Origin of the sequence: Adhaeribacter radiodurans (genome assembly GCF_014075995.1) — a bacterium.
Taxonomy (GTDB): Bacteria; Bacteroidota; Bacteroidia; order Cytophagales; family Hymenobacteraceae; genus Adhaeribacter; species Adhaeribacter radiodurans.
Map to the genome: position 1 here is coordinate 3,001,511 of NZ_CP055153.1, position 12,636 is coordinate 3,014,146.

General features: G+C 40.7%; 11 protein-coding genes and 1 pseudogene. 3 read left to right on the forward strand and 9 right to left on the reverse strand.

Going from position 1 to position 12,636, the window contains the following annotated elements; all coding sequences use genetic code 11:
- Positions 1-237: 237 nt before the first annotated feature.
- The 3 genes and pseudogenes from HUW48_RS27590 to HUW48_RS26805 form a co-directional block, all read right to left on the reverse strand.
- Positions 238-642: pseudogene (locus HUW48_RS27590) on the reverse strand (acyltransferase family protein); the annotation flags it as partial.
- Between the two features lie 21 nt (positions 643-663).
- Entirely contained in the window at positions 664-843 is a 180-nt protein-coding gene (locus HUW48_RS26800; protein ID WP_220464025.1) for a hypothetical protein, read from the reverse strand.
- A gap of 6 nt (positions 844-849) precedes the next feature.
- A complete protein-coding gene (locus HUW48_RS26805) occupies positions 850-1,380 on the reverse strand; it encodes an acyltransferase family protein (protein ID WP_220464026.1) in 531 nt (176 codons plus the stop codon).
- Between the two features lie 171 nt (positions 1,381-1,551).
- Between HUW48_RS26805 and HUW48_RS12240 the strand changes: the two genes are divergently transcribed.
- Positions 1,552-2,651, forward strand: a protein-coding gene (locus HUW48_RS12240) for an IS3 family transposase (protein ID WP_394368414.1) whose coding sequence is annotated in 2 segments (ribosomal slippage) — positions 1,552-1,813 and positions 1,813-2,651 — 1,101 coding nt in all. Because the reading frame shifts where the segments join, the coding sequence is not laid out codon by codon here.
- 612 nt (positions 2,652-3,263) lie between these two features.
- On the opposite strand, the gene HUW48_RS12245 is transcribed toward HUW48_RS12240, so the two are convergent.
- The 6 genes from HUW48_RS12245 to HUW48_RS12270 form a co-directional block, all read right to left on the reverse strand.
- Positions 3,264-3,953 carry a TlpA family protein disulfide reductase gene (locus HUW48_RS12245; RefSeq protein WP_182415938.1) on the reverse strand — a complete coding sequence of 230 codons (690 nt, stop codon included), beginning with the start codon at positions 3,951-3,953 and terminating at the stop codon, positions 3,264-3,266.
- Between the two features lie 570 nt (positions 3,954-4,523).
- Positions 4,524-4,937 (reverse strand): DUF6691 family protein, encoded by a 414-nt coding sequence (locus HUW48_RS12250; protein ID WP_182415939.1) that lies wholly within the window; start codon positions 4,935-4,937, stop codon positions 4,524-4,526.
- Positions 4,938-4,940: 3 nt separating this feature from the next.
- Entirely contained in the window at positions 4,941-5,498 is a 558-nt protein-coding gene (locus HUW48_RS12255; protein ID WP_182415940.1) for a YeeE/YedE family protein, read from the reverse strand.
- A 154-nt stretch (positions 5,499-5,652) separates the two neighbouring features.
- Positions 5,653-7,071, reverse strand: a complete 1,419-nt coding sequence (locus tag HUW48_RS12260; RefSeq protein ID WP_182415941.1) for an MBL fold metallo-hydrolase — start codon at positions 7,069-7,071, stop codon at positions 5,653-5,655.
- Between the two features lie 92 nt (positions 7,072-7,163).
- Positions 7,164-7,961: a sulfite exporter TauE/SafE family protein gene (locus HUW48_RS12265; RefSeq protein ID WP_182415942.1), complete on the reverse strand. Its 798-nt coding sequence runs from the start codon at positions 7,959-7,961 to the stop codon at positions 7,164-7,166.
- A 578-nt stretch (positions 7,962-8,539) separates the two neighbouring features.
- Entirely contained in the window at positions 8,540-9,187 is a 648-nt protein-coding gene (locus tag HUW48_RS12270; protein ID WP_182415943.1) for a Crp/Fnr family transcriptional regulator, read from the reverse strand.
- A 298-nt stretch (positions 9,188-9,485) separates the two neighbouring features.
- Here HUW48_RS12270 and HUW48_RS12275 point away from each other — a divergent pair, with 298 nt between their 5' ends.
- Together HUW48_RS12275 and HUW48_RS12280 are read left to right on the forward strand one after the other, a co-directional pair.
- Positions 9,486-9,851: a hypothetical protein gene (locus tag HUW48_RS12275; RefSeq protein WP_182415944.1), complete on the forward strand. Its 366-nt coding sequence runs from the start codon at positions 9,486-9,488 to the stop codon at positions 9,849-9,851.
- Between the two features lie 197 nt (positions 9,852-10,048).
- Positions 10,049-11,818 carry an arylsulfatase gene (locus HUW48_RS12280; protein ID WP_182415945.1) on the forward strand — a complete coding sequence of 590 codons (1,770 nt, stop codon included), beginning with the start codon at positions 10,049-10,051 and terminating at the stop codon, positions 11,816-11,818.
- Positions 11,819-12,636 lie beyond the last annotated feature (818 nt).

A 12,636-nucleotide genomic window follows, 5' to 3' on the forward strand; every position in this document is an offset into this window, starting at 1 on the left:
GTCTGGCTCAAACTGGTATTTTAGCACTTCTTCTTTTTTCAGAATATTGACTTAATCTCCTCATTGTTTCCTCTGTGCACAATGGGATTGCAACTCTAAGTTATAACCAGTTAGATGTAATATGAACCTGGTTGTTCTCAGAAAAACAATCCTTACCCTAAACAGTTACCAAATAGTAATAGGAAATAGGCTGAAAGGGCAACGCTCTTGATTTACGAATTGTTGATTTAATAATTGTTACATTTGGACTACTACATAATTCCTTTCCCGATCCTCCGCCAACTTTTTTCGCAGCCATTTGCGAACTGGCTCATCATACCATTTCCAGGCAGCATAAGCCAAAACAATCCCTCCTATCAAAATCAGTAACGCATAGGGCCACATTTGCACCATTGTTATGCCTTTGTGATTACTAATCCAGGCCACGTAAAAATAGACTAGTGGGTAATGTACCAGGTAAAGCGGATAGGATATATTCCCTAAGAACTGGCATATTTTGTTCTCCCTTGACGTAAGCGTCACTCCACAGGCGCCCCAATATACGATCAGCGAAAAAGGGATAATAATGCAAACAGAATCATAGATTCCGTTTAGCCAAACATGCTCGGCATCGTCAATGCGCGGCATATAAAGAACGATGGTGACTAAAAGGCTGCACCATAATTAAGCATGTTTAATGCGTGTTAGCTTTGCTACCCGTGCAAGTAACAGAATGGCAAAGAAAGGGTACATGGTACGGGTTAATCTAATCCGTACCTGTTCCACATTCAATGTCCAGCCACCACTGACATCTCCGTTAGTGATGGCCAGGTGGATCAGGGCAATATCCGAGAGGCCTACCAAAACACTTTAGGTAGTATGGGAAAATTTTCTGATCCAGACAGCATAAAGAATGTAGGCAATGTATTCGAAGAACAAGGACCATCCTACGCTATTTAAAGGGTGCATCTCCTGCCAACCACGTATATCCAAGGGTAAGGGAACCGGCAGGATAGTATAACCGATCAGCATGACCAGTAGCATCTTCCAGAGCGGAATAGTATGAATAAGCGGCCAGATTTCAGAATCTGTAAAATAGAACCCGATAGCGCCGAGGGTCATCCCCAGAACTACCATGGGTTGAAGCCGTTCGATACGGCGTTTGAAAAAACTACCTACTGTCATTTTAGACCAGCGGTTATCGTAAGCATAACCCATTACGAAACCAGATATTAAAAAGAAAAAGTCGACGGCCAGATACCCGTGATTAACCATTTTATCTAAATTACTGATGGAGAATGGTTCGTCTAGATGAAATGTAACAACTATTATGGCTGCTAGCCCGCGAAGACCATCTAATATAGGATAGTGTTGCTTGGTGGCCAGCTCATTATTGTTCATTAATACAATTGGATATACAACCTATAAATTAAAACCGGTGCAAATTATAAAAAGAAGTCATGAGGGCTCAGCCAGACAGGGCTAAATTCAAAACCTTTATTTCAGAATGTAAGCTTCCCCAAAAATAGAACTGTTCAGGAAGAGGAAAAAACTTAACTTAGAACAGTACTTATGAAAAGAAAGATCTTTAGTCCCCAACAAATTGCTAAAATTCTCAAGGAATTTGAGGATGGTAAAAGTGCGGCCGAGATTAGCCGAGAGCATGGAGTGAGTCAAGCGGCTTTTTACAAATGGCGGCAACGTTACAACGGTATGGATGCGACCGAGCTGAAGCGGCTCAAGGATTTAGAAGAAGAGAACCGGCGGTTGAAAGCCATGTATGCGGAACTAGCCTTAGACTTAAAATTAGCGAAGGAGATCATCGAAAAAAAGCTTTGAAGCCCTGCCAAAAGCGACAGCTGGTGGAAGAGGTTTACCAGCAACCACAAGCCGGCATCAGCAGGGCGTGCCGGGTATTGAGCTTAAGCAAGTCGGTTTACTATTATCAAGCTGTTAAAGAGGACCAACCGGTGGAAGAAGCTTTACGGCAGAAAGCCGAGCAGCATCCCCGAGAAGGTTTTTGGAAGGTCTATGTACGGTTACGTAAAGAAGGCCATCTTTGGAATCATAAACGGGTTTATCGCATCTACACCGCTTTGGGTTTAAACCTGCGTCGTAAAGCGAAAAAGCGTCTACCCGCCCGCATCCAACAGCCCCTGCAAGTACCGCAGACATTGAACTATACTTGGTCGATTGATTTTATGAGTGATGCTTTGCTGAACGGGCGAAAGTTCCGCTCTTTCCATGTGCTAGATGATTATAACCGGGAAATCTTGCATATTGAAGTGGACTTTTCTTTGAAAAGCAACCGGGTAGTTTGGGTACTGAATCACCTATTAAAGCGAAGAGAAAAACCAAAACAGATCCGAATGGATAACGGACCAGAGTTTGTGGCTAGCTTAATGAAGGAATGGAGTCAGGTCCAAGGGATAGAATTTAAATATATTCAACCCGGCAAGCCAACGCAAAACGCCTTTGTAGAACGGTTTAACGGTACCTTCCGCCGAAATGTACTTAATGCTTACTTATTTGAAAACCTGGAGGAAGTAAGAGAAATTACGGCGACTTGGCTCGAGGATTACAACCATAAAAGACCACATGATGCTTTGAATGGAATGGCTCCCGTTGAATATGCTAGAAAAAAGCAGCTTAGTAAAGTAGTATCACCTTAATTAGAATTTATAATTGTAACCAGTTCTAAAAACGGGAAGCTTACAAGAAGGCTTTCAAGAAAAAACTCTTAATCAATAGTTAATACTACTGCCGATTAAGAGTTTTGAAATTAATTCTGCGATTAGTTATTTCTTGCAGTAGCTCAGCCAGAAACCCTGTCAGACCTTGGCTTGGTGCTGTTGCCTAAGAATTATTTATAGTAGCCAGAAAATAAAGTGATGCCGTTCAGTCAGTAGAATTAATTCCTCCAACTAGGATATAGTATTTCTTTTACCAGATAATTGCCTTATCTATGAATGAGGGAACATAAAGTTTCAGAAATTTTTCTATAATATTTTAATTCTAGGATTTATTTACTAAATGGAAGGTCTGCTCTTTTTAACCCTGAAAAATCTTCGGAAACATTATACACCCATTGAGATCCCATCTCCTGCATCAATTTAGCTGCCCTTTGCGGCCATTTACCGCACAAAAAACTCATTATAACTTGTGTCCAAAGAGGAAAGTTGATTTAGAAACTCTGAACCATTATAATTAGAGTTTAAAGCCTTATTCAATTGCCTACCTGCATAATCCGGACTGGGTCGAACTTCCAGGAAAATAATTTTGGACTAATTGGCCAGGTAGCTTTTAGCTTCCTGACTAAATAATAATTTTGGCATATTGACCTTGGACAAAATTTTATCCGGCTGCGTCATTTTCTGCATAAATTCCCGGAATTCCTGATTGTCATAATCCGCCATACCGTCTTTGCGGGCTACAATTTGCCCCTCGGGTGAAATAACAAAGGTAGTTGGGATAACCTGCGTTTCGTAGGCGGCTGGTAAAGGACCATTAGGAGTATAAACCGGGAAAGTGAAGTTTCTTTTCTTAATAAATTTCTGTGCTTTGGCCGGGTCTTGATCCAAGGATATCATTACAAAGGCAATATTATCGGAATGAACTTTCTCGTACAGACTTTGAATGTTTGGCATTTCGGCGATACAAGGCGGACACCAGGTTGCCCAGAAGTTCATGAAAATCACTTTCCCCCGGAGTGATTCTAACGAAGCCTCCTCGCCGGTGAGGGAGCGCAAATGAAAGTTATAGTCGGCAACCAGCGTTGGCGCGGAACTTCCGCCTGGAGTTGTATTTTCGTTTATTTCTTCTACTTTGGGTTTGATGAATCCGGTGGCCAGAATTATTCTTTGTACCTGACCAATAACTTCGGTGTGCAGCCCGGTCAGGTACAAGGTGCCAAATAGTAGCAAGGCAAATACCCAACCCGGTAATTTCTTAATCCAATTTATTATATTTTTCATCTTCAATTTATAATAACGCAAGATGATAGCTAGTCTGTTTTAATACGTTAGCAAAATCTGTTGTTAGTAATGCAAATTTAGTTTATTCTCTTAGGATGTTCTGAGACTTAAGTCTTTTACCTATTGCCCTTGTTACCCTCCAATAATTGGTTCGAAACCGATAGAGTTAATTTATTTTTTGGGGTTGTATCCCACTGTACTACTTTAATAACAATATTATCTGCTAACTCTTCTGTACCCTTCTGCGCAACTCAATCACCGGGGCAATTTCCCTAAATAATTCCTGTAACGAATTCCGGCGAATCCTTTTAGTAATTATTAGCCGTTGCACCCGGTTGTATTCAACCTTTTGAAGGACAACACTGTATTGGACACAAATCACACTATGGGCCCGCACCCATGTCATTGCATCCGGACGACGTAAGGTAGGTTTTAATTGGGCCACATTGGCCGCTATTTAAAGGTTTACCAGCTAATTAGGTATTAATCATAAAAGCTTTACCTGGTTAGGAAAATGTCATTGCAGAAGAGCATTCTGTTTTATTAATGCCCAACCCGGAATGCAATATATTAATGCGGAAGTTTATCTATGATCACCCCGTAAAAGTATGTGCCGATTAAAGAACCAAATATTACAATAAGCATGGTCCAATAACCAAAACCCACATTTACAAACATTGGGCCCGGACAGGCACCGGTTAATGCCCAGCCTAATCCAAAGATGGTGCCTCCTATCATATACCGGGACAAGGTTCTATTTTTAGCCTTAAAAGTTATTACGTTCCCCTGCGTATCTCTGACCCTGAATTTTTTAATCAGGTAAACCGCTATTGCCCCCAGAATTACGGCCGTAAAGATAATGCCGTACATGTGAAACGATTGAAAGCGAAACATTTCCTGAATACGGTACCACGAGATTGCTTCTGATTTAGCCATAATCAATCCAAACAAAATGCCCGCTGTTATATATTTAAATCCTTTCATGCCCTAAAAAATTATGGGTAGTAAAAAATGCGTCATGACTAAGCCGCCAATAAAGAAGCCTATTACAGCTAACAGCGAAGGAATTTGCATATTAGACAAACCACTGATAGCATGGCCGGAAGTACAGCCACCAGCGTAACGGGCACCAAAGCCGACCAAAATGCCTCCTAAAAGTAGAATCAGGAAACCTTTTGGCGAAGTGATAAAATCGAATCCAAATAGTTGAGCAGGATTTAATTGTCCGTCAAAGTTAATTCCTAATGTCTGTAAGTCCTTAATAGTAGCTTCTGACAATTGCAAGGGTTGCTCGCTTTTCAACACGGTAGAAGCAATGATGCCCCCTAGCACTGCCCCCATTAGAAAGAGTAAGTTCCATTTCTGGGTTCGCCAATCAAAATCGAAAAACTTAACTTTTTTACCTGCCCCAGCTAAGGTGCACAGGGTTCTTAGATTAGACGAAAAACCAAACGATTTGCCGTAAAACAAAAGTAGAACCATAATAAAAGCTATGGCCGTGCCAGAGGTATACCAGGGCCAGGGTTGTTTGAGTAAATTGAGCATTAAATATTTATAAATGATACGTGAGTACCGGTATTGAACAATGATTTATAAGCCGTTTGGTAAACTGCTGTAAAACAGTAGGTTTACTCCTGCGCGGACTTGCATGCCTATGCACACCAACCATCCGGTGGTTACAATTAAAAATACTAAAAACCTACTTCATGGTGCTGGGGCAAACATAAGTGCTTACCTGGAATTTATTTGAATCTTTCAGGGCTTTAAAGCCACCTTTTACATCTATCAGGCTGTCGTAACCCCGGGCCCGCAGGATAGAATTAAATATCATGGAACGGTAGCCGCCGGCGCAATGCACGTAGTAGGTTTTGTTTTTATCTACCTGGCTAAAATTTTCATTAATATAATCCAGCGCCACATTCTCAGAGTTAATTACATGTTCGGCGTAATGCTCGGTTTCTTTCCGCACATCCAGAATATTCACTTTTTCACCGGCCGCTACACGCTGGGCCAGTTCTTCGGCCGAAACCGATTGGATTTGGTCTACTTCTTTGCCGGCCGCTCTCCAGGCGGCAATACCACCTTTCAGGTAGCCAATGGCCTGGTCGTAACCTACCCGGGCTAAACGGGTAACAACTTCTTCTTCGCGGCCTTCTTCCGCAATAATTAATATTTCCTGTAGAATATCCGGAATTAAAGTGCCTACCCACGGGGCAAAACTACCGTCGATACCAATATTGATAGCATTAGGCACAAAGGCTTGGGCAAAAATTTGCGGGTTGCGGGTGTCCAATAGTACGGCTCCGGTTTCGTTGGCAGCGGCTTCAAAAGCTTCCGGGTCTAAGGCCTGCGTTCCCTGACTTAATATCTTGGCAAAGCTTTCGTAACCTTCCCGGTTCAATTTTACGTTCAGCGGGAAATAAGCCGGCGGTGGCGTTAAGCCATTGGTAACTTCCTGAATAAATTCTTCGCGGGTCATATTAGCCCGTAAAGCATAATTGGTTTTCTTCTGATTGCCCAGCGTATCGGTAGTTTCTTTGCTCATGTTTTTACCGCAGGCCGAACCCGACCCGTGTGCCGGATACACCATAATATCGTCCGGCAAAGGCATAATTTTGTTCCGCAACGAATCATATAAAGTGCCGGCCAGTTCTTCCTGGGTCATATGGGCTGCTTTCTGGGCTAAATCCGGACGGCCGACATCACCGATAAATAAGGTATCACCGGAAAATAAAGCGGTTTCCTTGCCCTGCTCATCACTTAACAGATAAGAGGTAGATTCCATGGTATGTCCGGGCGTATGCAGCACTTTTAGGGTAACGTCGCCAACTTTAAATACCTCCCCGTCTGGGGCAATGTGGGCGGTAAAAGTAGGATTGGCGTTTGGTCCATATATAATAGGCGATCCCGATTGCTTGCTTAAATCCACGTGCCCCGAAACAAAGTCGGCGTGAAAGTGCGTCTCGAAAACATATTTAATCGTGGCGCCATTCGCTTCGGCTTTTGCCAGGTAAGGGCTTACTTCCCGCAACGGGTCAATAATAGCCGCTTCGTTGCCGGATTGGATGTAGTAAGCGCCCTGCGCTAAACAGCCGGTATATATTTGTTCTATTTTCATATTCTTAGTTTTTAAATACGTTGTTAAAATTTATGATACAAAGGTCGGTACTAATTAAGCCTGTTTCGGTGATATAAGTCACGTTGGTTTTATTAGGACATAAATATTTCTTTAAAGAGAATGTAAACCCCCATAACCAAAACAAACCAGCCAAAGCCTCTTTTTAATTTGCCACTATCAGTCTTATCTGCAAACGCCGAACCGATAAATATTCCTGCTATGGAAAGCGCAGAGAATATAAGCAGAAAACGCCAATCTATTTTATACTGGAAAATATCGCCCACAAAGCCAAACAAGGAGTTGGCTGCAATAATATAAAGCGAAGTTCCTACGGCCATTTTCATATCTAACCGGATAAAAATTACCAGTACCGGAATAATCAAAAATCCACCGCCGGCACCTACCAGACCAGAAATTAAGCCAACTATAATAGCTTCAACAACAATCAGCCAATAATTAATTTTTTCGCTTTGATTGATTTTCCAATCCTGGCAACATTTTTTAATAATCATGCTGTAAGAAGCCAGAATCATGAGCAAGGCGAACAAAACCATGAGCAGCAGCTCTTTCGTAACCACCAGGCTGTTCAACCGGAAGACTTCTTCGGGAATAGCGGGTATTAAAAATTTACGGGACAGGTAAACGGTTATTAAAGAAGGCAAGCCAAAAATGAGAGAGGCTTTAAAGTTCACTAATCCCTGCCGGTAAAAGTTATAACCACCTACCAAACTGGTAGTACCTACCACAAACAACGAGTAAGAAGTAGCCATTACCGGACTTAGCCGCATTAAATAAACCAAAATCGGTACGGTTAAAATAGACCCGCCGCTCCCGGTTAAACCCAACGAAAGCCCAATTAACAATGCCGCAAGGTATCCAATTATTTCCATCTGTTTAAATTTTGGATACAAAGGTCCACAGCTCTTAAACCAATCTCTGTGACATTGGTCACTTTAAGCTTTTTTGTATTTTTTAATTAAAGAAGAAAATATTAAGAAAGGCGGTTTTGGATTTTAAGATTAGTGGCTTTACTATAATATCGTTCAAAGAAAATCTAAAGTAAAACAGGTAGCAGGTTTCAGAGTGTATAAAACTATTAAGTGACTGCAACCCAAATGAGTTTGCCAAGCCATTCGGCAGGTGAAAAAAATGAGATAATGTGGCCGGGTATTATTCTGGAGGATGGAGCCGGTTAGATAAGAGTTGCGGCTATTATCCCCACAGAACCCAGTGCAGCGGTTAACAACCAGCTTTTAGAAACCAATTTCCCGGAAGATTAGAGTAAAACTGCGAGTATTATAACTTCTCCTTAGAATTTAAACTAATGGTTGACTTATAAAATTGGTTGGATGAATCAGGTGTTTCTGAATTATTTTAAGAGAACCAACTACGCGTAGAAAGTATACCTTTAATGCCATGACCTATAATTGGCCGGCTCTTAATTAAATTTGAATTCCCGTTAAATAATCTAAATAATATCCAAGTTTAGAGCTTCTATGTAATTGCGGTGTAGTATAACCGCGCCTTGTTGCTCCAGCTTTTTTAAAAGCCGTGATATTACTTCGCGGGAACTGTTCAAGTCATCGGCAATTTGTTGGTGTGATAATTTTACCTCGCGGCCTTGCACTTCCTGGTAACGCTTCAAGTAAAACAATAAGCGCTCATCTAAGGCTTTAAAAGCAACACTATCCAGGGTTTGCAGCAGTTCCTCAAAGCGTTGCCGATAAGATGAAATCACAAAATGATTCCAGGTTTTATATTTACCCAACCAAACCTCAGTTAGGTGAGCTGGTATTAAAATTACTTCGGAAGGAACAACTGCCCGCGCTTTAATGCCGCTCTGGTCGTTCCGCAAGGTACACATTATGGATAGGGCACAGGCATCACCAGGTTGCAGGTAGTACATTAAAAATTCATTGCCTTCTTCATCCTCGCGATACACTTTCAGTAACCCATCCGAAACCAGGATAGTAGAGCGGATAAACTGTCCGGTTTGCAACACATTCTCCCCTTCTTCCAACTGCCGTATAACACTTTCCTGACTTATTTCGGTAGCTAGTGCATCCTCTAAGTGCCTGAACTTTTGCTGAATTACTACTTTGGTTTCCTGCTCCATATGGAAAATTTATATAATTACTTAAACACTAAACCATTCTTCCGAAAGAACAAGGGTAGAGTTTATTTAATAATTAATATTTATCAGATTTAACGTTGTTACGTTGCTTCTTGTATATAGTATTCAACTTTCTTAATGAGATGAGGCTATAAGGGTGCTTATTCCCTGATTTTTCTTCTTAACGTACATAGGACTGGGATCAATAGTTATTACCTCTCTTTCCGCAGTATTGATTTTTCCTAAATTACTTTCCAACGGTTTTTATACTTTTACTCAAAACATTTTTGGAGTTTGGCTAATGGTAGCTAACTGGAAATTGGCTGTTATTTTTTCCCGTGGACTTAGATGGTTCGGCATGGTGGTAGGGTTTGGACTAATGTTAGTGGAAATGCTTTTTGTTTTATTTGCTATTTTCGTTAGTCTCATTCGCCTGCGCATCCCTGCTACTTCAATAGAGGAAGTAATTCTTGTTGCAGTAACAGCAGCAAATGTATTCCTGCATAACTTTATTGAAATCGGATCTTTGCTGGGGGTATTAACTTTACTATTTTGGACGGTAATACCAGGAAACAAACTTCAGAAACAAAGGCCAGCTGCCAACAAAATTAGTCCTGCTAGGCAGGCTAGCCGCAGCAAAAATAATAATTTCGTAATTCAGCAGTAGTTCCTTCGTCACGGTGCTACCGCAGCAATGCTAACATTTACTATTTCCCTCCTACTCGCCCAACTAGTTACCTTTTTAGTAGCTTTTTGTAAAACTTAATGTATTAATTGCAAGGAAAAACAACGTTTCTTAGCGGTTGTTAGAAATTAACAACTCTATCTTATTTCTTGTAAATTAGAATTTACTAAATCACATACATGCCTTTTAAGACAAAAACTCTATTCCAGGTTAGTATTTTTCTATTCGGAATTATATTATTTCTACCTACTTGGATGGTAGCCCAATCTAGGCCCAATGTCATTCTTATATTAACAGATGACCAAGGCTGGGGAGATTTAAGTTTGCATAATAACCCTTGGGTGGAAACTCCGCACTTAGATAGTTTGGCTAAAAGAGGTAAAGAATTTACGCATTTTTATGTTAGCCCTTTATGTGCCCCCTCCCGGGCAAGTATCTTAACCGGACGCCATCATTTAAGTACCGGTGTTTTATCGGTTTCAAAAGGACTGGAGATAATGGATCCGGAAGAAACAACATTGGCCGAATTATTTAAAGCTAATGGGTATAGAACCGGAATTTTTGGCAAATGGCATAATGGGCAACATTACCCCAGTCGTCCAAACGATCAAGGTTTTGATGAATTTTTAGGATTTAGTGCCGGCCATTTATCTAATTATTTTAATACCAACCTGGAAAAAAATGCCGCCAAGGTAAAAACCAAGGGATATATCACTGATGTATTAACGAATGCTGCGCTTCAATTTATAACCGATAATAAAAACAAGCCTTTTTTTTGTTACATCCCCTATAATGCGCCTCATGCTCCTTTTCAGGTGCCGGATCGGTACTTTAATAAATACAAAGACAAAGGATTAAACAATGAACTAGCTGCCGTTTATGGTATGGTAGATAATATAGATGAAAACGTCGGGAAAATTCTACAATATCTTAAACAGAACAAACTCGAAGAAAATACCATCGTCTTATTTTTATCTGATAATGGTCCCAATGGCCATCGGTTTAATGATATGATGAAAGGAATAAAAGGCAGCGTACACGAGGGAGGGGTTCGGGCTCCTTTTTTCATCAGCTGGAAAAATCATATCCAAGCGGATCAAAACATTGACGTTCCAATTGCGAACGTAGATATTTATCCCACCCTTTCGGAATTATGTAAACTCACCAGCATTCCCGGTAAACCGATAGCCGGAATGAGCCTCGTCCCTTTGCTTCTGAATAATGGTGTTTCTTTCAAGGCCAATCGAAATCTTTATACCCACGTCAATTTCATGACAGTACCCGTAGATTTGAACGCGGGTGGCTTCCGCAATAGCCAGTATCGTTTGGTATATGAAAATGACAAACCTCAGCTATACGATTTGAGGCGGGATCCGGAAGAAAAAACGGATCTCGCTAGTGTAAACAGCCAATTAGTAAATCAATTTACAGACGATTACAAGAAATGGTTTACCGCAGTTTCCGCAAATTTAATGTATAACCGACCCATTGTAGTTTCCCAAAAGGGAGTGGCTCTACCCACCTATGAAGCCTCGTTAACGGCGGGAATAAAATTTAAAGAAGGACATGGATGGGCTCATGATTGGATTGAAAGATGGAATACCACCACCGATAGTATTTCTTGGGAAATTAATTGCCAGGATTCAGGGAAATACCGGGTAGAGATCGAATACCTATGTAAAAAGACGGATGTGGGTTCCCGGATTGTTTGTCGCATTGGCAAAGAAAGCAAACCAGCAACTATAAAAAATGCTTTTTATTCCGCACAGATTCCTAGCCCCGACAGGGTACCTCGAAAAGAAGCTTACGAAGTGAGTAGTTGGAAGCGAATGGAAGTAGGTACTTATTATATAGCTTCGGGCAAGCAACTTGTAACTCTCCGCGCTTTACAAGTATCAAATAAAAATGTTGCAGAAATTAATTCTATAAACTTGGTGCCCGTTGATTAATTTACTAAAACAATTTAGAAACGTAGGATAAAGAAAAATAAGGTATCACAAGTAGATCTGGAAAAATTACTTCCTGGAGCTTTAATAAAATAATAGGCATAAATACAGCTGCAAAAAGTCTCTGAGATGTTTCAGTAAATTTCAAAAGTAGAAAGGTGATTGGACTGGCTAACGCCTAGTTAAATAGTTTTAAAGCTTTGCTCGTCCGCTTTGAAACCAAAGCCCAACTTAGGCTGGACTTCTACTTCTTAGCTTAAACAGTGCAATTTATTCGAAAAATCAGCAAAGCTAAACTTTACTAAATAGCTTCTAAATAAAGAATTACCAGATTAGCAGTTAGTCCGGCATTATATTTTTCGAATGTAGAAGTTGGCCGACTTTCTCCCTATTCTGCTCCTATCAAAAAGAAGTTCACCAAGATTGAGCTGGCTTTATAAGCCTGCATCCGGTTTCCAACCGCCTCCCACATTTTTTTCGACTATAATTCGCAATATCATTTGGTGGGTAAACAAGAGATGGGCCCTTAGAACTTTGATTAATTAAATCCAACTGGCCAAGTGCCCACTACCTCTTGCGCCGCTGGTAAGAAATCATTTAATTCCAATTTTGGATTAGGGGTAAGACTCAGAAATTTTTAGATATGATAGTGTACTCGTTACCTAATACATTATCTTTTAACTGGTTATTAACCCTGTGCTTCTGAATCCATCTGTACGCTCGTAGAAGAATTGCTTGTTTCTCTTTCAGCAGCGTGGATAGAATACACCTCCGTAAATAAAAGTAATATATAATAGGAGAACAATCCGTTTGTGAGAAGT